The sequence below is a fragment of the Sulfitobacter aquimarinus genome, from assembly GCF_040149565.1.
In the GTDB taxonomy this organism is placed as follows: domain Bacteria; phylum Pseudomonadota; class Alphaproteobacteria; order Rhodobacterales; family Rhodobacteraceae; genus Sulfitobacter; species Sulfitobacter aquimarinus.
The window spans coordinates 323,817-344,356 of the sequence record NZ_JBEFLO010000002.1 but is presented as its reverse complement, the minus strand read 5'-3'; the positions used below and the strand labels follow the sequence as shown (position 1 = coordinate 344,356).

At 61.3% G+C, this 20,540-nt stretch carries 20 protein-coding genes; 5 read left to right on the top strand and 15 right to left on the bottom strand.

All coding sequences use genetic code 11. The annotated features are described in order from the left end of the window. Positions 1–20: 20 nt before the first annotated feature. Positions 21–2,195 (top strand): RNA degradosome polyphosphate kinase, encoded by a 2,175-nt coding sequence (locus ABMC88_RS05745; RefSeq protein WP_349575881.1) that lies wholly within the window; start codon positions 21–23, stop codon positions 2,193–2,195. A gap of 167 nt (positions 2,196–2,362) precedes the next feature. Then, entirely contained in the window at positions 2,363–3,928 is a 1,566-nt protein-coding gene (gene ppx / locus ABMC88_RS05740; protein WP_349575880.1) for an exopolyphosphatase, read from the top strand. Here the strand turns inward: ppx and ABMC88_RS05735 are convergent. From ABMC88_RS05735 to ABMC88_RS05705, 7 genes are read right to left on the bottom strand one after another with little or no spacing between them, the layout of a single operon-like run. Beyond that, on the bottom strand, positions 3,925–4,278 hold the full coding sequence (locus ABMC88_RS05735; protein ID WP_349575879.1) for a hypothetical protein: 354 nt from the start codon (positions 4,276–4,278) through the stop codon (positions 3,925–3,927). The genes ppx and ABMC88_RS05735 overlap by 4 nt on opposite strands. A gap of 39 nt (positions 4,279–4,317) precedes the next feature. After that, positions 4,318–5,343 carry an endonuclease/exonuclease/phosphatase family protein gene (locus ABMC88_RS05730; protein ID WP_349576138.1) on the bottom strand — a complete coding sequence of 342 codons (1,026 nt, stop codon included), beginning with the start codon at positions 5,341–5,343 and terminating at the stop codon, positions 4,318–4,320. Continuing rightward, positions 5,343–6,023: a TerB family tellurite resistance protein gene (locus ABMC88_RS05725; RefSeq protein WP_349575878.1), complete on the bottom strand. Its 681-nt coding sequence runs from the start codon at positions 6,021–6,023 to the stop codon at positions 5,343–5,345. Before ABMC88_RS05725 ends, ABMC88_RS05730 begins: the two co-directional genes overlap by 1 nt. 32 nt (positions 6,024–6,055) lie before the next feature. Next, complete coding sequence (locus tag ABMC88_RS05720) at positions 6,056–6,538, bottom strand: GNAT family N-acetyltransferase (RefSeq protein ID WP_349575877.1); 483 nt, start codon at positions 6,536–6,538, stop codon at positions 6,056–6,058. Then, complete coding sequence (locus ABMC88_RS05715) at positions 6,532–7,146, bottom strand: VOC family protein (RefSeq protein WP_349575876.1); 615 nt, start codon at positions 7,144–7,146, stop codon at positions 6,532–6,534. Before ABMC88_RS05715 ends, ABMC88_RS05720 begins: the two co-directional genes overlap by 7 nt. Further along, positions 7,143–9,287: a methylmalonyl-CoA mutase gene (gene scpA, locus ABMC88_RS05710; protein WP_349575875.1), complete on the bottom strand. Its 2,145-nt coding sequence runs from the start codon at positions 9,285–9,287 to the stop codon at positions 7,143–7,145. Before scpA ends, ABMC88_RS05715 begins: the two co-directional genes overlap by 4 nt. Beyond that, on the bottom strand, positions 9,235–10,272 hold the full coding sequence (locus ABMC88_RS05705; protein ID WP_349575874.1) for a hypothetical protein: 1,038 nt from the start codon (positions 10,270–10,272) through the stop codon (positions 9,235–9,237). The genes scpA and ABMC88_RS05705 overlap by 53 nt, the downstream gene beginning before the upstream one ends. Before the next feature lie 213 nt (positions 10,273–10,485). Here ABMC88_RS05705 and ABMC88_RS05700 point away from each other — a divergent pair, with 213 nt between their 5' ends. Then, complete coding sequence (locus ABMC88_RS05700) at positions 10,486–10,827, top strand: DUF4174 domain-containing protein (protein ID WP_349575873.1); 342 nt, start codon at positions 10,486–10,488, stop codon at positions 10,825–10,827. Between the two features lie 85 nt (positions 10,828–10,912). Here the strand turns inward: ABMC88_RS05700 and ABMC88_RS05695 are convergent, their stop codons facing one another. From ABMC88_RS05695 to ABMC88_RS05665, 7 genes are all read right to left on the bottom strand, one after another. Continuing rightward, positions 10,913–11,482, bottom strand: coding sequence for a hypothetical protein (locus ABMC88_RS05695; protein ID WP_349575872.1), 570 nt, complete (start codon positions 11,480–11,482; stop codon positions 10,913–10,915). Positions 11,483–11,488: 6 nt separating this feature from the next. Next, entirely contained in the window at positions 11,489–13,534 is a 2,046-nt protein-coding gene (locus tag ABMC88_RS05690) for an acetyl-CoA carboxylase biotin carboxylase subunit (RefSeq protein WP_349575871.1), read from the bottom strand. A gap of 108 nt (positions 13,535–13,642) precedes the next feature. Continuing rightward, the gene (locus ABMC88_RS05685) at positions 13,643–13,849 is read right to left on the bottom strand and encodes a hypothetical protein (RefSeq protein ID WP_349575870.1); all 207 of its coding nucleotides are present in this window, start codon (positions 13,847–13,849) and stop codon (positions 13,643–13,645) included. Between the two features lie 283 nt (positions 13,850–14,132). Next, positions 14,133–14,483 (bottom strand): hypothetical protein, encoded by a 351-nt coding sequence (locus ABMC88_RS05680; protein ID WP_349576137.1) that lies wholly within the window; start codon positions 14,481–14,483, stop codon positions 14,133–14,135. A gap of 90 nt (positions 14,484–14,573) precedes the next feature. Continuing rightward, entirely contained in the window at positions 14,574–14,720 is a 147-nt protein-coding gene (locus ABMC88_RS05675) for a hypothetical protein (RefSeq protein WP_299024218.1), read from the bottom strand. A 214-nt stretch (positions 14,721–14,934) separates the two neighbouring features. After that, positions 14,935–15,375: a DUF6497 family protein gene (locus ABMC88_RS05670; RefSeq protein WP_349575869.1), complete on the bottom strand. Its 441-nt coding sequence runs from the start codon at positions 15,373–15,375 to the stop codon at positions 14,935–14,937. 7 nt (positions 15,376–15,382) lie between these two features. After that, a complete protein-coding gene (locus tag ABMC88_RS05665; protein ID WP_349575868.1) occupies positions 15,383–16,915 on the bottom strand; it encodes an acyl-CoA carboxylase subunit beta in 1,533 nt (510 codons plus the stop codon). A 183-nt stretch (positions 16,916–17,098) separates the two neighbouring features. On the opposite strand from ABMC88_RS05665, the gene ABMC88_RS05660 reads away from it, so the two are divergent. Both ABMC88_RS05660 and ABMC88_RS05655 read left to right on the top strand, forming a co-directional pair. Beyond that, positions 17,099–18,328: a multidrug effflux MFS transporter gene (locus ABMC88_RS05660; RefSeq protein ID WP_439655575.1), complete on the top strand. Its 1,230-nt coding sequence runs from the start codon at positions 17,099–17,101 to the stop codon at positions 18,326–18,328. 72 nt (positions 18,329–18,400) lie between these two features. Next, the gene (locus tag ABMC88_RS05655) at positions 18,401–19,801 is read left to right on the top strand and encodes a helix-turn-helix domain-containing protein (protein ID WP_349575867.1); all 1,401 of its coding nucleotides are present in this window, start codon (positions 18,401–18,403) and stop codon (positions 19,799–19,801) included. Here ABMC88_RS05655 and ABMC88_RS05650 read toward each other — a convergent pair. After that, positions 19,798–20,514 carry a thermonuclease family protein gene (locus ABMC88_RS05650; protein ID WP_349575866.1) on the bottom strand — a complete coding sequence of 239 codons (717 nt, stop codon included), beginning with the start codon at positions 20,512–20,514 and terminating at the stop codon, positions 19,798–19,800. The genes ABMC88_RS05655 and ABMC88_RS05650 overlap by 4 nt on opposite strands. Positions 20,515–20,540: the final 26 nt, after the last annotated feature.

Here is a 20,540-nt window from a genome sequence, read left to right as displayed (position 1 = left end):
CATGCTGGATAAGCACCCCGATGTCTGACGCCGATTTCCTCACCGCGCCGTTCGAGGCGCCCGTGGCCCTGCCCGATCTGGACCTGACTGGCCCGGACCGGTTCCAGAACCGCGAACTCAGCTGGCTGGGTTTTAACTGGCGCGTCGTCGAAGAGGCGCAGAACCCGCGTGTGCCATTGCTGGAGCGGTTGCGGTTCTTGTCCATCTCGGCCGACAATCTGGACGAATTCTATACCGTGCGCGTGGCGGGCCTGCGTGAATTGGCCCAAGCGGGCAACACCACCCCCGCCGCAGACGGGCTCACCCCCGCCGAGCAGTTGGTCCTGATCAACCAGAACGCCCGCGCCCTGATGCTGCGCCAACAAGAGGTCCTTGTTGATCTGCTGGCGGAAATGGACGCAGCGGACATCATGCTTGAGGGGCCGAATGACCTCAGCGCCGAAGACCTTGCAGCATTGGACGAGGTGTTTCTCAATCAGGTCTTTGCCGTTCTGTCGCCGCTGGCGATTGACCCTGCACACCCCTTCCCTTTCCTGCCCAACACAGGCTTCGCGCTGGCCGTGCAGATGGAGCGGACACGCGACAAGAAACCCCTGCAAGCCCTGCTGCCCATTCCCGCACAGATCGACCGCTTTGTGCGCCTGCCCGCGCCCGAAGGCTGCAAACGCTACCTTCCGCTCGAAGAGCTGCTGGTGCTGAAAATCCCCGACCTGTTCCCGGGCTACAAGCTCAAGACCCATTTCGAATTCCGTGTCCTGCGCGACAGCGATCTGGAGGTCGAGGACGAGGCCGAAGACCTGGTGCGCGAATTCGAGGTTGCCCTGAAGCGCCGCCGCCGTGGTGGCGTGGTGCGCATGACCCACTCGGCAGGGGCGCCGCCCAAACTGCTGCAGGCCATCATGGACGAGCTGGGGACAAAACCCCAAGACGTGATCGAGATCGACGGAATCATCGGCATTGACGATCTATCCCAATTGGTCAGCGATGACCGCCCCGATCTTTTGTGGCCCCAGTTCACCCCGCGTGTGCCCGAACGTGTCACCGACCACGACGGCGATATGTTCAAGGCGATCCGCTCAAAAGACATGCTGCTGCACCACCCGTATGAGACGTTCGACATGGTCGTGCGCTTTTTGCAGCAGGCCGCCCGCGACCCGCAGGTGGTGGCGATCAAACAAACCCTTTACCGCACCTCCCGCAACAGCCCGATTGTCGAAGCGCTCTGCGAGGCGGCAGAGGACGGCAAATCCGTCACCGCCTTGGTCGAGCTGAAAGCGCGGTTTGACGAGGCCGCCAACATCCGCCAAAGCCGCAGGCTGGAGCGGTCGGGCGCGCATGTGGTTTACGGCTTTATTGATCTGAAAACACACGCAAAAATCAGCACCGTTGTGCGCCGTGAGGGCGACGAGCTGGTCACATACACCCATTACGGCACGGGCAATTACCATCCCATCACCGCGCGCATCTATACCGATCTGTCGCTGTTTACCTGCGACAAAAAGCTGGGGCGCGACGCGACCAAAGTGTTCAACTACCTGTCGGGCTATGCCATGCCCGCGCATCTGGACAATCTGGCGATCTCGCCCACCACGCTGAAACCCCGCCTGCTGGAAATGATCGCCGCCGAGGCCGCCCATGCACAGGCGGGCAAACCCGCGGTGATCTGGGCCAAAATGAACAGCCTTGTGGACGACGAGGTCATCGACGCGCTGTACGCCGCCTCGAACGCCGGCGTGCAAATCTCGCTGGTCATTCGCGGCATCTGTGCGCTGCGGCCGGGCATCGAAGGCCTGTCGGAAAACATCCGCGTAAAGTCCATCGTTGGGCGTTTTCTAGAGCACAGCCGCATCGTCTGCGTGGGCAACGGCTACGGCCTGCCGCACAAAAAATCGCGGGTATTCATCTCATCCGCCGACTGGATGGGCCGCAACCTCAACCGCAGGGTTGAGACTTTGGTCGAGATCAGCAACCCAACCGTGAAGGCACAAATCACCAGCCAGATCATGGCCGCCAATCTGGCCGACATCGCGCAAAGCTGGGTCATGGCGCCTGACGGCACCTTCACACGCCCGCCCCTGCCAGAAGGGCAATTCGCCTTTAGCTGCCATCGGTTTTTCATGGAAAACCCCTCGCTCTCCGGGCGCGGCTCTGCGGGGGCGTCAGACGTTCCGAAACTGACCCATACCGACGACTAACATACCGCCTGTGCCGCGATTGGCTCAGCCCTGCACAGTGCGGCACAAAAAGCATGAGGACGGCGCAGGCCGGCCTCTCCGGCAGGTCACGTCCGGTTAACGATTGACGGGGCGCGGGGGATGGGCCAACGTGCAGACCACTTACCGCCGCATCTGTCGGAGCGCGCATGGCTGATCTCACCTCCCCTCTTCCTGTCCCCGAAACCGGCGTTGCCGATCTGGGGCTGTTCGGAAAGCCCCTGTTTGAGGATCCGGGCGCACGGGCGCTGCGCCGCGTGGGGGTTGTCGATGTCGGCTCCAACTCGGTACGGATGGTGGTATTTGACGGCGCGGCACGCTCGCCTGCGTATTTCTACAACGAAAAGATCATGTGCGCCTTGGGCGCGGGCATGGCCGACACGGGCCATCTGTCGCCCGAGGGCCGCGTGCGTGCGCTTTCTGCGATGCGGCGCTTTGCAAAGCTCGCCGAAGGGATGGGCCTGTCCGAGCTGACGGCCGTGGCCACCGCCGCCGTGCGCGACGCCACCGACGGGCGGGATTTCTGCGAAGAGGTGAAGGCCGAGACGGGCATCAAAATCTGGGTCATCGACGGCGAGGAAGAGGCGCGGCTGTCGGCGCAGGGCGTGTTGCTCGGCTGGCCGGGCGCTTACGGTCTGGTCTGCGATATCGGCGGCTCCTCGATGGAGCTGGCCGAGATCAGCGGCGGGCGCGTCGGCAAACGCGTGACCTCGAACCTTGGGCCGCTGAAACTGCGCGACATCAAAGGCGGCGCCAAGGCGCGCAACCCGCACATCAAAGACGTCATGCACAAGCTGGCCGACAAAATGGGCAGCCAGCGCGACCGCTTGTTCCTTGTCGGCGGCTCGTGGCGGGCGATTGCGCGGATCGACATGATCCGCCGCGGCTATCCGCTGCATGTGCTGCATGAATATCGCATGACCCGCGCCTCCGTGCGCGAAACGGTCGAGTATATTCGCCAATCCGACATGGAGGAGTTGCGCAATATCGCGGGCGTCTCCTCGGCCCGTGCGGCCCTTGTACCTTACGCCTGCGAAGTCCTCAGCCGCTTGGTCAAGACCTTCAAGCCCAAAGACATCGCCGTCTCAAGTTATGGCATCCGCGAAGGCATGCTGTATGAACAGATGCCCCAACGCCTGCGCGACCGCGATCCGCTGATCGAGGCCTGCCGCTTTGCCGAAGCCAAAGACGCCCGCAGCCCGGGCTTTGGCCGTGCGCTTTATAACTTCATCCTGCCGATCTATAAATCCGCCCCCGCCCCGCGCCTGCGCCTGATCAAGGCGGCGTGTCTGCTGCATGACGTCAGCTGGCGCGCCCATCCCGACTACCGCGCCGAAGTCTGTTTCGACAACGCCACCCGCGCCAATCTGGGCGGGCTGAAACATTCCGAGCGTATTTTTATGGGGCTCGCCCTGATGCACCGCTATTCTAACAAAAGCGAAAATGCACGGTTTGCGGATCTGTTTGACATGGTGGACGAGCAGACCCGCAGGGAGGCCGAAATTCTGGGCAAGGCCATGCGCTTTGGCGCGATGCTGTGGATGGACAAAGTAAACGAGCTGGGCGAGATGCGCTGGTTCCCCAAGAAAAAAGAGCTCCACCTGCGGCTGAGCGCGGATATGATGCCGCTGTTCGGCGAAGTGGCCGAGGCGCGGTTTACCTCACTGGCCTCGTCACTGGGCGCACAGGCGATTGTGAAGACCGCAAAACGCTAAAGCTCGATTTGCGGGGCCTCTGGCTTGGGCGTGAATTCGGGCGCGTCAGGTTTGCGGCGGATGATGATGTCGCCGTTGGGCAGGACCTCGGGCGCGTCATAGGCGCTCCAGTCCTCGACCTCTTCCAGAACGGTGCGTAGCTTCGGCCCCATCTGCGCCATGAAATCCTGCAAGGCGGGGCCTGCGTCCTCCAGCAGTTCGGCCATGTCATCCAAGGCGGGTGCCATCTCTTGCATCAGCCCTTCGAAAAACAACTGCGCACCGCGCTCCATCAAAGACGGCTCTTCCTCTGCAAAAGCGGGAGAAGCGAGCAAAGCGGCGACAAGCGGGGCGGCGATAATTTGTTTCATGGAACACAATATAGGGGCGGTCGGGCCATTCGCCAAATCCTATAGGTCGATGTCCACCGTCACGGGGAAATGATCGGAGGCTGTAACAAGTGCGTCGCGCAGCGCAGGATTGCGCCAACAGTCAGGGTCATCCAACGGATGCCAGATGCGCCAGCGCGGGTTGCGGGCCCGCAAATCGGGGCAGACCATGATATAGTCCAGCAGCGCCTGCAAGAACCGCTTTTCCTGCCTGATCCAGAACCGCGAGGTCGTGGGCGTGGCCCCGATCCGCTGCGACAACGCACGCGCGGCGTGCGGATCATAGAGAGGATGCGCGCCCTGTGTCCCCAGCACAATCTCGACGCTGGAGCGGCCAAAGAGGTCCTCGAACACGTCCAGCCCGGGACCATCGTTGAGGTCCCCCATCACCATCAGCGGCACCCCGTCGGCCAGGTGCGCATCCACCCTTGCCCGCAACCAAATCGCTTGGGCCAGCTGCTTGCGGCGGTTGGCGATGGCGATCTGCATGGCGTGGGCATCATCCCGCGCACCGTGCGGCGCTTTGGATTTCAGATGTGCGCCGATCATCCGGAATGCGGTGCCCGAGACGGATGTCACTGCCAGTTCCAGCGGCGGCTTCGAGAAGACGACGCTGTCGCGGGTGGCGTCGATGTCCAGATCAATGCTCAGCACCCCGTCGAAACGCGGCGCACCTGTGGCGCCTTCGGGGCCTGTGGGCACGCCTTGGGGGTCATGGGTGGCGGTCAGCACATCAGGGTCATAAAGCAGGGCGATTTCCTGCTGGGTATTGTTGGCAAAGCCCATCACGGCCTTGCGGGCGCGCAGATCAAAACGGGCGGCAAAATGCTCAAGTGCGGCGGTGCCGTCGTGTTTTGCGCCTGAATCCGGTGCCTCGACCACCATCACGGCGTCCGCGTCCATAGCGCGGAACACATGGCCCACGGCGGCGGTCTGCTGTGCGCGGGTCACATCGCGCCGCGAGGACCACGCATCGTCGTTGTGCAGCGCGTCATTGTCGTCGAACAGCCCCGAAAACCACTCCACATTATAGGTCGCAATCCGCATCACGCCGCCTTGCCCGAGATCGTCTCCCATGCGCGGTTGATGTCGATCATCCGCTTTTCCGCCATGCGGATCGCTTCTTCGGGCAGGCCTCGGGCCTTTAGCCCGTCGGGATGGTTGGCGCGGACCAACGCCCGCCATGCGGCGCGCGCCTCCTCTTGCGTGGCATTGGGCGCAATGCCCAGCACCGTATGCGGCAGGGGTGATGAATTGGGCACGAAACGCGCGCGCAGCGCCTCGAACGCGCCGTGGGGCAGCGCGAAGATGTCGGCGACTTTTTCGAGAAACGCATTTTCGTTGGGATGGTAGACGCCATCGGCCATGGCGATGTGGAACAGCCCTTCCATCAGGTCGATCAGGATGGGCGCATCCTCGCCGAACATGTTTTTGATCCGGCGGGCGTAGTCGTCAAAGCCTGCCACATCCGTGCGCGCAAGGTTGAAGACTTTTGCAGCCCCTTGGGCATCATCATCACCGATGCGGAACACTTCGCGGAAGGCCATCACCTCGTCGCGGGTCACATGGCCGTCGGCCTTCGCCATTTTGGCACCCAGCGCAATCACCGCAATGGTAAACGCGACTGATCGTTCGGGCGGCGTGCGCAGCTTGTCGAACACAGCGCCCAAGCCCTCGCCTGCGGCGAGCGAGGCCAAGGCCTCGGATATGCGTTTCCAGATCGACATGGGACGTACCCTACCCCGCGTTGCGTGTCTTGTCAGGGGGTGCCGATGGTCCGTGTCATCAAGATGAGGTCATGCCACCGCCCTGCCTTGGTCCCTACCTGTGGCAAATGGCCGGTCTTTGCAAACCCCAAACGGCTGTGAAAGGCGACAGCGGCGGGATTTTCGCTGCCGATGCCTGCGACCATCACGTGAATGCCTTGGCTGTGGGCCGTGGCAATGGCCGCCTCCATCAAGGCGCGCCCTGTGCCGCGACCGTGTTGCGCGGTGATGATGCTATGCTCGGCTGTGTGGGCGTAGCCCGGGCCTGCGCGGAAGGGCCCCCATGTGACAAACCCCAGGCAAGTGTTGTCCTGTTCGGCCACTAAAAACGCATCGGGCCGCGCCGACAGCAATGCCGCCATATCTGCGTCGGTCTTAAGCGCGGTGGTAAAGGTCGCCGTTGTGTCACGGATCATTGCGTTCCAAAGCGCCTTGACGACCTCCAGATCGGCGGCGGTGGCCGCACGGATCAACACAAGGTAACGTTACCTGATGGCGTGCGCATCTGAACGCTCAATTTCGCATCCCCAACAGCAAAGGTGATCCGCCGATCAGCGAGGAGCGGAGCGAGGAGCGCCCCCAGCGCCGCCCCTTGCGGGTGGCGCACCTCCAGCCCTGTTATCGCGCATCCCGCTTGCGTCAATCGTGGCGCTGGATGCGCGTCACCGATCCACTGGATCAGCGCGGGCACGCAATTATCAAACGGCAAAACCCCGTCCGCAGGCACCGCCATCCGCCACCGCAAATCACCACGCTGCAAATCCACAGGCATCCCAAACCCGTCCGGCAATGCCGCCAGCGTTGCATCCAGGTCATCACAACGACAGATCCAGTTGGTCAGACGCGGCCCGCCTGAAAAACGGTCCAGATCGAACCAGCGGGGCCGATCTGGCGTGGGCGCCGCGGGATTGACCGCAATCGCCTCTAGGTAAAGGTCATCCTCCAACCCCAACAGCGTGTTGTGGGTGTGGAAGACATCATGCTCCCCGCCCTGCTGCAAGGACACGCCCAACGCGCCCTCCACATGGGCCGTTGCCACCGCGAGCGTCTCTCCCGCGATGGCGATGTGATCGAAGGCGATCATGTGCGTGTGGCGCGGATCAGTTTCAGGATATCCTGCGCCGCATCAGGGATGTTCGTTCCCGGACCAAAGATCGCTTTGACACCAGCGTCATAGAGGAACTGATAGTCCTGCTGCGGAATCACGCCGCCACAGATTACCAGAATGTCCTCGGCCCCTGCGTCCTTCAGCGCCTTGACCAGCTGCGGCGCAAGCGTCTTGTGACCCGCCGCCTGAGAGCTGATGCCGATGACATGCACATCGTTGTCTACCGCGTCTTGGGCGGCCTCGGCAGGGGTCTGGAACAACGGCCCCACATCCACGTCAAAGCCGATGTCGGCAAAGGCGGTGGCGATGACCTTGGCACCACGGTCGTGGCCGTCTTGCCCCATCTTGACCACCAACATACGCGGGCGGCGGCCTTCGGCCTCGGCAAAATCTTCGACCGACTTCTGGATCGCGGCAAAGCCCGCATCGCCTTCATAGGCCGCGCCATATACGCCTGCCAACGTCTTGACCTCGGCGCGGTGGCGGCCGAATTCTTCTTCCATGGCCATGCTGATCTCTCCTACGGTGGCGCGGGCGCGGGCGGCCTCAACGGCGGCCTCCAACAGGTTTCCACCCTCGCGGGCGCGGCGCGACAGCTCGTGCAGCGCGTGTTCTACGTCTGCGGTATTGCGACTGGCGCGGATGCTTTCGAGACGCTTGATCTGGCTGTCGCGCACGGCGACGTTGTCCACGTCAAGGATGTCGATCTCGTCCTCTTTTTCACGGCGGTATTTGTTTACACCGACGATCACATCCGTCCCACGGTCCTGACCCGCCTGACGCTGTGCGGCAGCCTCCTCGATCCGCAGCTTGGGCATACCGCTGGCCACAGCCTTGGTCATGCCACCCATTTCCTCGACCTCCTCGATCAGCTTCCACGCGGCCTCGGCCATGTCATGGGTCAGCTTCTCGACGTAGTAGCTGCCTGCCAGCGGATCGACCACGTTGGTCACGCCTGTCTCTTCTTGCAGGATAAGCTGGGTGTTGCGGGCGATGCGGCTGGAATTTTCGGTCGGCAGGGCAATCGCCTCGTCCAGAGCGTTTGTGTGTAGCGACTGCGTGCCGCCCAAGACCGCCGACATCGCCTCGTATGCCGTGCGGATCACGTTGTTATAGGGGTCTTGCTCTTGCAGGCTGACGCCCGATGTTTGGCAGTGGGTGCGCAGCATCGAGGACTTGGGGTTCTTCGGCTCGAACTCCGCCATGATGCGCGACCACAACAGACGCGCGGCCCGCAGCTTGGCCGCCTCCATGAAGAAGTTCATGCCGATGCAGAAGAAAAACGACAGACGCGGCGCGAATTTATCCACGTCCATGCCTGCGGCAATCGCGGTGCGCACGTATTCGCGGCCATCCGCAAGGGTAAAGGCCAGCTCCTGCACAAGGTTCGCGCCCGCCTCTTGCATGTGGTAGCCCGAGATCGAGATGGAGTTGAATTTCGGCATCTCGTTGGCGGTATATTCGATGATATCCGCGATGATCTTCATCGAAGGCTCTGGCGGGTAGATATAGGTGTTGCGCACCATGAATTCTTTGAGGATGTCATTCTGGATCGTGCCCGACAGCACGGCACGCGAATGGCCCTGTTCTTCGCCCGCGACGATGAAGTTCGCAAGAATAGGGATGACTGCGCCGTTCATCGTCATGGATACGCTGACCTTGTCCAGCGGGATACCGTCAAAGAGGATTTTCATATCCTCGACGCTATCAATGGCAACGCCCGCCTTGCCGACATCGCCCTCAACCCGCGGGTGGTCGCTGTCATAGCCGCGGTGCGTGGCCAGATCGAACGCGACCGAAACACCCTGCTGCCCTGCTGCCAACGCACGGCGGTAAAAGGCGTTTGATTCCTCAGCCGTTGAAAAGCCAGCATATTGGCGGATCGTCCACGGGCGGCCCGCGTACATCGTGGCCTTCACACCGCGTGTGTACGGCCCTTCGCCCGGAATGCCGCCCAGATGGTTCACGCCGTCCAGATCATCGGCGGTATAAAGCGGGGCGACGTCGATGCCTTCCAGCGTCTTCCACGTCAGATCATCCAGCGGGCGGCCACGCAGTTCCGCTTCAGCCAGTTTGCGCCAGTCGTCCTTGGAGGCTTGGGGGGTCTTCTTGGTCATGGAGCTGTCCTTTTATCGATGATCCCGCTGGCAGGCTTTGGCCTGCTCTTGTGCGGGAAGTGTCCTGTGTCAGTGTCGCAAGCCCATCCGCACCAGCGGTGAGCCACATCATATCGTCGGCGTAAGCTTCGCGCAGGATTGCCGCCTGCGCGGGCGTAAACGGGTTCCACCGCCCGTCCTGTTGGGCCAGATTTTCGGGCCAATCGGCATCGGGGATACCGTTTTCGATCAGTTTCTCGCGCAGCATACGCGCATCGGGCGAGCGGTTGAGCCACGCGCTCGCGTGGGCACGCGGCGCGACCCGTTCCGTCATCTGCGCGAGCATCTTATCCGCCTGCCCTGCGAATTGTTCAAACGGCATGATCTTTATCTCTGCGCCTGGCAGGGCGCAGGACATATCCGTGATCACATCGCGCCATGTGCGCGGCGCGTTTGCAAACGCCTCGATCCGCGCAGGTTCTGGCACCGCATGGCCCCGCCCCACGCCGTAAGCCACCACAGAAGACCACCACAGATCAAGCGAGCGTATGGTCATCACAACGCGGCTGATCCGCCCCTCAAACGCGGCATCAAGGCGGGCCATCCGCTCGCCGATCGCGGGATACAGCGTGGCGGCCCGCAAACAGGCGCGGGGCGCGCCGATCATGTTCTCCTCGGAAACGAGCAACCGAGCGGCACCTGCGCGCTGCGCTTGGGCCGAGTGCATCCGCACCCGCCCCATCGCCCTGCGCTGCAAGTTGCGCCCGTTGAGCATACGCGGCTTGGCAAACAGCCCCTCCATCACGCCACGGCGCAGCATCTGCGGCTCCCACAGGGCTGTGCCGTCTTGCATCATCTCTGCACGGTTGCCGCGCAGATAGTGCTGGAAACTGGTTGAACCGGTGCGATGTGCGCCCACATGAAGAATAATATCCATAAGCCTAAAGATGCCTTTGTGCCAAAGGGCCGCACGGGGCAGCCGCGTGAGAGATGTGGCGGCAGTCATGCGGCACAACCTCTTGCGGCGGGCTTAATGATAAAAATGGCGCGATGAGGCGTCGCAATCGCGGGCATGCCCCCTATATTGAGGTTAAAGGGGACAGGTATGAAATCGATCTTAAGTGCTGTTTTTGTTGCGCTATTTGCAACATCCGTGCAGGCAGACTCGCACATCTCACCCGATGAAAATTTGGTGGTCTTACAGGCCGTTGAAGCGGATTTGAGCGAATTTAAATGGAAAAACCGCCCCGTCGTGGTCTTTGCCGACAGCGCAGATGACCCTGCGTTTATCGAACAAATGCAACTGCTTGAGGCCCGCGCCGCCGCATTGGCCGAGCGTGACGTGGTGGTGATCGTCGACACAGACCCCGCCGCGCGCAGCGCCATCCGTCTGGCCATGCGACCACGGGGGTTCATGCTGACGCTGGTGGGCAAAGACGGGCGGCTCAAGCTGCGCAAACCCTTCCCGTGGGACGTGCGTGAAATCACCCGCAGCATCGACAAAATGCCCATGCGCCAACGGGAAATTCGCGAAGACAAGGAAAGCGCCAACGACAGGTGAAGGCCACCGCCTTCATTGCATATTAGCCGCTTTGCCCCTATATTGCAGGTATGAGACAAGGAGTGTTCCCATGAGTACGCCAAAATCACCGCGCCCCGTCCTTGGCCAACGCGGCCCGCGCCCCGGATACTGACAGATGCGCTGACAGTGCCGCGATTGCGCTGTTGCCATCCTCAAACGCCTGTTTTTTCAACGAGATATAGTCAGTATAGACTGCTTGGCGCAGCTTTTGCGGCGCAGCCTTCAGCGCATCCGAGCGTAGGTCTTCGATGATCGCATCAATCGCAAACACCTGATTGTAATAGCGTGTGATTGGCTGAATCACCGGTTCTGGCAGAATGTGGATTTCGGGCAGAACGGCCATAAAAATTGTGTCGTTCCGCTCTGACGGGATAAACGGTATATAGGTCGCATCGTCGGCCATTTTTGTGCTCACCCTGTCCCAGACATCATCCAGATCGAAAAACGCCAGCGCATCGCGGTAATGCGTGATTTCAGCCAGCAAAGCCGTCGCCATGTCGTTCTGTTTCTCTTGGCGGCGGCGGTCATCGGCGCGGCGGTCGCGCCAACTGGACACGAACCAGCCCAGCACATTGACCATCGCCGCAATCGCTGCGGCGATGATGACCGGACCTATCCACGCGCCTGCGTCCATGCTGCGTTATTCGAACTCCATGATCACATCATCAACGGCCAGACTGTCGCCTGCGCCCGCGTTGATCTTGGTCACTGTGCCCTTCTTCTCGGCGCGCAGGATGTTCTCCATCTTCATCGCCTCGATGGTACACAAGGCCTGGCCCTCTTGCACTTCGTCGCCCACGGCAACATCCAGTTTCACCACCAGACCCGGCATCGGGCAGAGCAGCAGCTTGGATGTGTCCGGCGGCACTTTGACAGGCATCTTGCGGGCCATTTCGGCCTGAAGCGGCGTGCGCACATGGACCTTCAGGTCCGCGCCACGGGTGCGGATGCGGAACCCGCCCGAGATTTTGCCGACTTTCAGCACCAAAGGCGCATCCGTCACTGTCATCTGCGCCAGCTGGTCCCCCGGCGTCCAGTCACCCGCAACGCGCAGGGTTTCGCCGCCTTCAAACGTCACGTTCGCGCCGTCATGATCGGCGGCGATGGTCACATCAAAGCTGTGATCCTGCAGTGCGACATTCCATTGCTGGCCGACTTTACGTTCGTGATTGTCCATACGGCCCGACACGCGGGCACGGCGGATTTCGGCAACGCGGTGCATGGCGGCGGTGGCGGCGGCGATGCGCTTCAGCTCACCCTCCTCCAGTGTCACGCCCTCGAACCCGTCGGGGTATTCTTCTTCGATAAACGCGGTAGTCATGTCACCGCTGACGAATTTGGGGTGGTCCATCACGGCGCTGAGGAACGGCAGGTTGTGGCCGATGCCTTCCACCTCGAAACTGTCGAGGGCCACGCGCATCCGCTCAATCGCCTGCGCCCGCGTTGGCGCCCAAGTACACAGCTTTGCGATCATCGGATCGTAGTACATGCTGATCTCGCCGCCCTCATAGACGCCGGTATCATTGCGCACTGCCGTCTCGCCTGCGGGGGCGTTATCCTGCCATTTGCCATTGTCCAGCAACGGGCCGGCGGCCACTTCTTGCGGCGGGCGATAGCGGGTCAAACGGCCGATGGAAGGCAGGAAGCCGCGATACGGATCCTCGGCATAGAGACGGTTTTCGATCGACCAGCCGTTGATCTGCACGTCCGACTGTTTGATCGTCAGCTCTTCACCATTGGCGACGCGGATCATCTGCTCAACCAGATCGACACCGGTGATCAGCTCGGTCACGGGGTGTTCCACCTGCAGGCGTGTGTTCATCTCGAGGAAGTAGAAGTTCTTGTCCCCGTCGACGATGAATTCCACGGTGCCCGCCGATGTGTAGCCCACGGCCTGCGCCAGCGCGACCGACTGTTCGCCCATCGCCTTGCGCGTGGCTTCGTCCAGAAACGGGCTGGGCGCTTCTTCGACAACCTTCTGGTTGCGGCGCTGGATCGAGCATTCACGCTCGTTCAGATAAATCCCGTTGCCATGCGCATCGCAGAGCACTTGGATCTCGATGTGGCGCGGCTGGGTCACGAATTTTTCGATAAAGATACGGTCGTCGCCGAATGAATTGGCCGCCTCGTTCTTGGAGGACTGGAACCCTTCGCGGGCTTCCTCATCGTTCCATGCGATGCGCATCCCCTTGCCGCCGCCACCAGCGGAAGCTTTAAGCATGACGGGATAGCCGACTTCATTAGAGATTTTCACGGCCTCATCCGCATCCGCGATCAGGCCCATGTAACCGGGAACCGTGCTCACGCCTGCTTCTTGGGCGATCTTCTTGGAGGTGATCTTGTCCCCCATCTTCTCAATCGCGCCTTTGGGGGGGCCGACGAAGGCCACGCCTGCCGCCTCAAGCGCCTCGGCGAATTTTGAGTTCTCGGAGAGGAAACCATAACCTGGGTGCACGGCCTGCGCGCCCGACTGTTTGATCGCATCCATCACTTTGTCGATGACGATATAGGACTGGTTGGCGGGCGGCGGGCCGATGTGGATCGCCTCGTCCGCCATTTGCACATGCAGCGCCTGTTTGTCGGCATCCGAATAGATCGCCACAGTTTGGATGCCCATTTTTCGGGCCGTCTTGATGACACGGCAGGCGATCTCGCCTCGGTTGGCGATCAGGATCTTATTGAACATTACATGAGCCCTTTTGAAGTATGAATGGGGGTAAGAAACGCAAAACACCTCCGCAGGCCAAAGGGCCGCGAAGGTGTCAGGTTGTTGGATTGAAAGCGCGTGGCGCTGTTAGTTACAGCGGACCAGTTCCGTGCGACAGGCAAGGACATTCGCCCCTGCGCCGATGGCGGCACCTTGTACGACACTGCCGTTAGTGAGCACCGCAGCGCCTGCGCCGATGGCCGCGCCACCCAGTGCCTGATCGCCAACGGTTTGCCCGCAGGCACCAAGTGTTCCAGCCACAAGAAGGGCCGCGCAAATTTTTCTGACTGCCATTTATCTACTTCCTTAAAAACGTTGCTTGCCTTCTCAACAAGAGAGGGCAGCAGTTGGTTCCCTCCCCCTGCAACAAAGCCGTCAAAAAACATGGGCAGCATGGCGGAGGGACATGCCTGCTGCCCACGAAGGGAAGAGGTATCGTTTCTAGATGCGGACCGCTTGGTGCGGTGCGCTGAGGCGACCGTGACCCACGCGCCTGCCTGCGAAAAGCGTGCAGTCACCGCACGGCGCATTTCGGCAAAGCTGTGCCCGGGATGATATGGCGTGCGCGACATCATGCTTATTCTTCGCCCACGATCTGCGGGAAAGCGGCGCGGGCGGCACGCATGTCGATCTTCAGCATCGCCTCGTAATCGGCGGGGTCGAACGGGTCGGTTGCGGGGATGACCTCGCGGCCAAAGAACCACGACAGGCGGCCCGCATCCAGATTGCCACGCTCGAACGGCTCCTCGCCAAAGTGTTCCCATAGCGCGGTAAAGAACGCCTCATCCGCGCGGCGGTCGGGGGCGCGGCGGTCGGGACGGCGTGCGCGCTCCGTGATCGGAGTGGCCCCTTTGGGGTTGGCGCGGCGCAATGTGAACTGGAAATCAGTGCCCGGCAGACGGCCCGGGAATCCGCGATGTTTGAGCATGTAATCTAGTGCCATGCTGCACCCCCTTTCGCGGTGGGGGTATCGGTCGCAGAGGTCAGGATGGGCGCGGACGCCCACCCTGTCTGTCGCTTATTTGTATTTGCCTGTGTACACGGGCTCTTGGCTGATCGGCTCTGGATCAACCACGACAAATTCTTCGACCTGCTGCTCGCGCGCACAGGCTGCAACGGCGACCAAAAGGCCGAATGTTGCCAAAAGTTTGATGCTCTTCGACATCTATATCTCCTGTCACTTGTTGTACGGGACGGTTTACAGAAACCTGCCATCTTTCCCGCAATAAATACGGGCCGCACAGATGTACCGCCCGCAGGCATGATACCCAAGTGAAGGAGGTCTGGATATGTGGATAAAACCGTGGATATTTTCTGTGACTCATTAGCCGCAGAAACGTGTTCACATGCGGGTCGCGCCGCAAGATGTTGTGTATGCATTAGAAATCATCCCACATGCAGGTATCGTTTTTCGGCTTGAAAGCCTCGAAATACTGGACCGCGTCAGGATCCGGCACGCCAAATTCGGTGATCCGGTCCATGAAAGAGATCACGATCTTGTCCCCCTCCAGCGCGTAATCGGTCATATATTTCAGCGCCACGTTTTGGCACAGATGCATCATGTCGGGGCCCGCCAGGTCAAAGTCGACGCTCTTGCCGATCTGCGGCGCGAGGAAGCGGAACCGCAGATATGTCGCGGTCTCCTGCGCGTCCACCAGCACTTCATGCAGCGTGACGGGCTGTCCCGACGGCACATCGGCTGCGGCCAACGGCGTAGCAAGCAGGGCAAGCGCAGCGAACACTTTCACGATGCCTGCACCCTCAAACACGCCGTTGTCGGCGTGGCTGATGGTGCAGCTGGAAGGGGACCAAACGCTCATGGTTGGCTTACAACGGAATATTGTCGTGTTTCTTCCACGGGCGCGTGGTCTTTTTGTTGCGCAGGCTGGCAAAGGCCCGTGCGATCCGTTTGCGCGTGCTGCGCGGCTGGATCACCTCGTCGATAAAGCCACGCTCGGCCGCGACAAAGGGGTTGGCAAAACGCTCTTCGTAGTCCGCGGCGTGCTGCGCGATTTTGTCGGCGTCGCCAAGGTCGGCGCGGTGGATAATCTCGGTCGCGCCCTTGGCACCCATCACGGCAATCTCGGACGTCGGCCACGCGTAGTTGAAATCCGAGCGCAGGTGCTTGGACGCCATCACAACATAGGCACCGCCGTAGGCTTTGCGCGTGATCACGGTGACCATCGGCACGGTCGCCTCGCCATAAGCAAACAGCAGCTTCGCGCCGTGTTTAATCACGCCGCCATATTCCTGCGAGGTGCCGGGCAAGAAGCCGGGGACGTCGATCAGTGTGAGGATCGGGATCTCGAACGCATCGCAGAAACGCACAAACCGCGCCGCCTTGCGTGCGCTGTCGATGTCCAGCACACCCGCCAGCACCATCGGCTGGTTCGCGACCACACCCACGGTGCGGCCTTCGATGCGGATAAAGCCTGTGACGATGTTCTTGGCGAACTCTTCCTGGATCTCGTAGAAGTCACCCTCGTCGGCCAGTTTGAGGATCAATTCCTTCATATCATAGGGCGTGTTGGCGTTTTCCGGCACCAACGTGTCCAGCGATGCCTCGATGCGGTCCGGCTCGTCGAAAAACGGGCGGACGGGGGGCTTTTCGAGGTTGTTGGAGGGCAGGAAATCGACCAGACGGCGGACCTCGGCCAGCGCCTCGACATCATTTTCGAACGCCGCATCGGCGACAGAGGACTTCTTGGTGTGGGTGCTTGCGCCGCCCAGTTCCTCGGCTGTGACCTGTTCGTTGGTCACGGTTTTCACCACGTCAGGGCCGGTGACAAACATGTAAGAGCTGTCTTTGACCATGAAGATAAAGTCGGTCATCGCAGGCGAATAGACTGCACCGCCAGCACATGGCCCCATGATCACGCTGATCTGTGGCACAACGCCCGAGGCTTCGATATTGCGCTGGAAGACTTCGCCATAGCCCGCAAGGCTGTCGACGCCTTCCTGAATACGCGCCCCGCCCGAGTCGTTGATGCCGATGATGGGCGCGCCGTTTTGCACGGCCATGTCCATGATCTTGCAAATCTTCTTTGCGTGGGTTTCGGAGACCGAACCGCCCAGAACAGTAAAGTCCTGCGCAAAGACATAGACCAGACGCCCGTTGATCGTGCCCCAGCCCGTAACCACGCCGTCGCCTGCGGGCTTTTGCTGCTCCATCCCGAAGTCGGTGCAACGGTGCGTCACGAACATGTCGAATTCTTCGAACGAACCTTCGTCGAGCAGCAGATGCACCCGCTCGCGTGCGGTCAGTTTGCCGCGACCGTGCTGCGCGTCGATGCGCTTTTGGCCCCCACCAAGGCGCGCGCCAGCGCGGCGGTCATCAAGCTGTTGCAGAATATCTTTCATGGCGGGCTCCTCCCATAGGACTGTTACAGCTGTGTGTAGCCGAGCTGTGGTCAGAGACAAAGGTTGATTTAGCAAATTTGCAAATACTTTTCAACAGACGCAAAGTTAATTGCAAATAAGCTAATTTATTTATTTCGCAGCCGCCTGTCGACAATACCGCAGCCCCGTCCTAGGTTGCGTGAAATGGAACAGATGAGACAGGACCTCCGCCCCGTTCAACTTGGCGATCGCAGGTCACCCCCGCATATTTTAACGCTTATCCTGCTTGCTGGCATGTCGGCCTGCGTGATGAACATGTTCTTGCCCAGCCTGCCCGCCATGTCCGCCTATTTCGAGACAGAGTATGCGGTGATGCAGCTTTCGGTGGCAATTTATCTGGCTTTCTCTGCCATTTTGCAAATTTTCATCGGGCCGTTGTCGGACAAAGTCGGGCGCAGGCCCGTGATCTTGTGGGGGCTTTTGATTTTCCTTGCTGCCACGCTGGGCTGTATCTATGCGCCGACGATTGAGGTGTTCTTGACCTTTCGCATGGCCCAAGCCGCCATTGCCACCGCTATGGTGCTCAGCCGTGCCGCTGTGCGCGATATGTACAGTCAGGATCAGGCGGCCTCGATGATCGGGTATGTGACGATGGGCATGGCCGTGGTGCCGATGATCAGCCCCGCCATCGGCGGCTTTCTGGACGAGCTGTTTGGCTGGCAGGCCGTGTTCTGGGGGTTCTTTGCGCTGGGGGCCGCTGTGCTGGCGCTTGCCTACTTTGATATGGGCGAGACGGCCGTGGTTTCGGAAAAATCCCTGACCGCGCAATTCGCGGAATACCCCGAGCTTTTGCGCTCCCCGCGCTTTTGGGGATACGCGCTGGCCGCCGGCTTCAGCTCGGGCGCGTTCTTTGCCTATCTGGGCGGCGCGCCGTTTGTCGGCCAAGTCGTCTTCGGCATGTCGCCCGCGACGCTGGGCCTGTTCTTTGGTGCGCCTGCCATTGGTTATTTTGTCGGCAACTTCCTGACGGGACGCTATGCGCGCACCTATGGCGTGAACCGCATGGTGCTATGGGGATGTCTGGCCAATGCGCTGGGTGGGGTGATCTCGCTTTTGATATTCGAGGTGGGGCTGGGCACGCCGGTCAGTTTCTTCGGAATGATGACGATGGTGGGCCTTGGCAACGGGCTGTGCATTCCCAATGCTACGGCGGGAATGCTGTCGGTGCGGCCCCATCTGGCGGGCACGGCATCGGGCCTTGGCGGTACGATCATGATCGGCGGCGGCGCGGGCCTTAGCGCGTGGGTGGGCGTATTGCTCACGCCTGAAACGGGGGCCTTCCCGCTGCTATGGATGATGCTGGTCACTGCATTGCTGGGCCTTGTGTCGATCCTGATGGTCATGCGCCGCGAGCGGCAGTTGGCGGGCCGCTAGGTCAGACTTGCACGGCCGAGTTTGCAAAGTTACTTCTGTCGTGACAAGCAGCTTTGCAAAGGGGCGTGACCCATGGCCATTCAGAAACTCTATGCCGGAGCAAAGCTGCGCGAACAGCGGCTGCGCCTTGACCTGACGCAAAAGGATTTCGCCGCACGGCTGGGCGTGTCCCTGCCCTATCTCAACCAGATGGAAAACAACAACCGCCCCGTCTCGACCACGGTCGTGCTGGCGCTTGCATCCGAATTCGGCATGGACGTGACGGAACTGAGCGCGGGCGACAGCGAACGGTTGGTCAGCGACATGCAAGAGGTGCTGGCCGATCCGCTATTCGGGGGCGAGCTGCCGCCGCTGGCCGATGTGCGGCTGACCGCCTCGAATGCGCCCGGTTTTGCGCGGGCGTTTATCGCATTGCATCAGAACTACCGCCAAGCGCATGAACGCCTTGCCTCGCTGGACGAAGCATTGGGCCGCGAGGATGCCCGCGCCACGCCCAGCCCGTGGGAAGAGGTGCGCGATTTCTTCCACTATTGCGACAACTACATCGACGCTGTGGACCGCGCCGCCGAACATTTCGCCGCCCGCGCCGAGACCCCCGCCGATATCCGTGCTGTAGCGCTGGAAGCACTTGCCCAAAGCGGTTTGGAGGTGCGCTTTGTCGATATGGATGCCCTGCGCTTTGTGGATCACAGCCGTGGCACGCTGGACATCTCCGCCCGTGCGCAGGACGAAACCCAGACCTTCCAACTGCTGCTCCAAGTAGCGCTCCGCCAGCACGACACGCTGCTGGAGGCCACGCTGGACTTTGCCCGCTTCAGCTCGGAAGCCGCGCGCGACATCGCCAAGCTGGGGTTGGCCAACTACTTTGCCGGTGCCGCCCTGCTGCCTTACCGCGATTTTCACGCGCAGGCGCAGGAATGCCGCTATGATCTGGAGGTTCTGTCCCATCACTTCGGCGCGTCCATCGAACAGATCGCCCACCGCCTGTCGACCCTGCAACGCCCCGGCGCCAAAGGGCTGCCGTTTTTCTTTGTCCGCGTCGATCAGGCGGGCACGATCACGAAACGCCACTCGGCCACGCGGCTGCAATTTGCGCGCTTTGGCGGAGCCTGCCCTTTGTGGAATGTGCACCGCGCCTTCGAAACGCCGGGTCAGTTTCTGCGCCAATTGGCTGAAACGCCCGACGGTGTACGCTATATCTCGATCGCCCGCGACATCTCGAAATCAGGCGGGCGATTTGGCGCGCCTGTGCGCCGCTTTGCCATCGCCTTGGGCTGTGAGGTGCGTCATGCGGGGCAGCTGGTCTATGCCGACGGGCTGGACCTGACACGTGCGCCCGCGTTCGAGCCTATCGGGATTTCATGCCGCATTTGCACGCGCAAGGACTGTCACCAGCGCTCTGTCCCGCCGCTGGAGCGGAACCTGACGGTTGATCCCGACCGCCGCGATGTGCTGCCCTATAGCGTGGATTAACGCCGCGAGGCGCGCCAGCCCGCCGCCTGTGCCGCGGCAGCCGAGCAGAACCACCGCTCGCCCTTGGCCTCGTTAATGCCGGTGCGTTCATAGAATGACTGGCCCGGTTGGTGAAAAATCCTTTTTCCATCCGCGCTGATGTTGCCCTTGATGGCGCAGGCACGGTCGGGTGGGATGCGGCCCTTGGCGCGGGTTGCGCGGTGCTGGGCAGGGGTTTGCAGGCGCACGGCGTGCAATCCGCGATCAACCTTTGCGGCGTCTGCCTCGATCTGCACATAATCCGCGCCGTATTTCACATAGGCAAAGGCCAGCCCTTCGCGCACCAGCCACGCGCCGACGTCTTCGCCCAGCGCCGTGCAGCGGGCAACGGTGCGGCCATAGCGGTCGGTATCCACCGCCTCACACTCCGCATCGGCGCCGTTATAGCGGTCTTTCACAACCTTGGTGATCCAGCCACCACAGGCCCAATCGGCGCCCTGCTCTGTCTCGCACATCTGGTCGTTTTCAGGCGCGTCGATGGCGTGCAGTCGGATGCGTGTGCCCGCCACATCGAACGTATCCCCGTCGATCACCGACACAGGTCCGCTGATGTCAGCGGTGCTGCTACGGTTCGCATTCAGGATACCACCCGACGACCCAAGAGCCGCCAGCCCAAGAACCAAAAGGCCGCAAAAGCGCCAGCGACGCGAAGATATGAGAGAGGAGCCAGACATCAGCCTAGGCTATGAGCGTTATACAT

What these genes read in the sequence shown, in the direction of transcription:
- ABMC88_RS05665 (WP_349575868.1), bottom strand. Translation starts at nt 16,915, where the DNA reads ATGAAAGATATTCTGCAACAGCTTGATGACCGCCGCGCTGGCGCGCGC.
- ABMC88_RS05670 (WP_349575869.1), bottom strand. Translation starts at nt 15,375, where the DNA reads ATGAGCGTTTGGTCCCCTTCCAGCTGCACCATCAGCCACGCCGACAAC.
- ABMC88_RS05715 (WP_349575876.1), bottom strand. Translation starts at nt 7,146, where the DNA reads ATGATCGCCTTCGATCACATCGCCATCGCGGGAGAGACGCTCGCGGTG.
- ABMC88_RS05690 (WP_349575871.1), bottom strand. Translation starts at nt 13,534, where the DNA reads ATGTTCAATAAGATCCTGATCGCCAACCGAGGCGAGATCGCCTGCCGT.
- ABMC88_RS05660 (WP_439655575.1), top strand. Translation starts at nt 17,099, where the DNA reads ATGGAACAGATGAGACAGGACCTCCGCCCCGTTCAACTTGGCGATCGC.
- scpA (WP_349575875.1), bottom strand. Translation starts at nt 9,287, where the DNA reads ATGACCAAGAAGACCCCCCAAGCCTCCAAGGACGACTGGCGCAAACTG.
- ABMC88_RS05650 (WP_349575866.1), bottom strand. Translation starts at nt 20,514, where the DNA reads ATGTCTGGCTCCTCTCTCATATCTTCGCGTCGCTGGCGCTTTTGCGGC.
- ABMC88_RS05675 (WP_299024218.1), bottom strand. Translation starts at nt 14,720, where the DNA reads ATGTCGAAGAGCATCAAACTTTTGGCAACATTCGGCCTTTTGGTCGCC.
- ABMC88_RS05695 (WP_349575872.1), bottom strand. Translation starts at nt 11,482, where the DNA reads ATGGACGCAGGCGCGTGGATAGGTCCGGTCATCATCGCCGCAGCGATT.
- ABMC88_RS05705 (WP_349575874.1), bottom strand. Translation starts at nt 10,272, where the DNA reads ATGACTGCCGCCACATCTCTCACGCGGCTGCCCCGTGCGGCCCTTTGG.
- ABMC88_RS05730 (WP_349576138.1), bottom strand. Translation starts at nt 5,343, where the DNA reads ATGCGGATTGCGACCTATAATGTGGAGTGGTTTTCGGGGCTGTTCGAC.
- ABMC88_RS05745 (WP_349575881.1), top strand. Translation starts at nt 21, where the DNA reads ATGTCTGACGCCGATTTCCTCACCGCGCCGTTCGAGGCGCCCGTGGCC.
- ABMC88_RS05655 (WP_349575867.1), top strand. Translation starts at nt 18,401, where the DNA reads ATGGCCATTCAGAAACTCTATGCCGGAGCAAAGCTGCGCGAACAGCGG.
- ABMC88_RS05735 (WP_349575879.1), bottom strand. Translation starts at nt 4,278, where the DNA reads ATGAAACAAATTATCGCCGCCCCGCTTGTCGCCGCTTTGCTCGCTTCT.
- ABMC88_RS05680 (WP_349576137.1), bottom strand. Translation starts at nt 14,483, where the DNA reads ATGCTCAAACATCGCGGATTCCCGGGCCGTCTGCCGGGCACTGATTTC.
- ppx (WP_349575880.1), top strand. Translation starts at nt 2,363, where the DNA reads ATGGCTGATCTCACCTCCCCTCTTCCTGTCCCCGAAACCGGCGTTGCC.
- ABMC88_RS05725 (WP_349575878.1), bottom strand. Translation starts at nt 6,023, where the DNA reads ATGTCGATCTGGAAACGCATATCCGAGGCCTTGGCCTCGCTCGCCGCA.
- ABMC88_RS05685 (WP_349575870.1), bottom strand. Translation starts at nt 13,849, where the DNA reads ATGGCAGTCAGAAAAATTTGCGCGGCCCTTCTTGTGGCTGGAACACTT.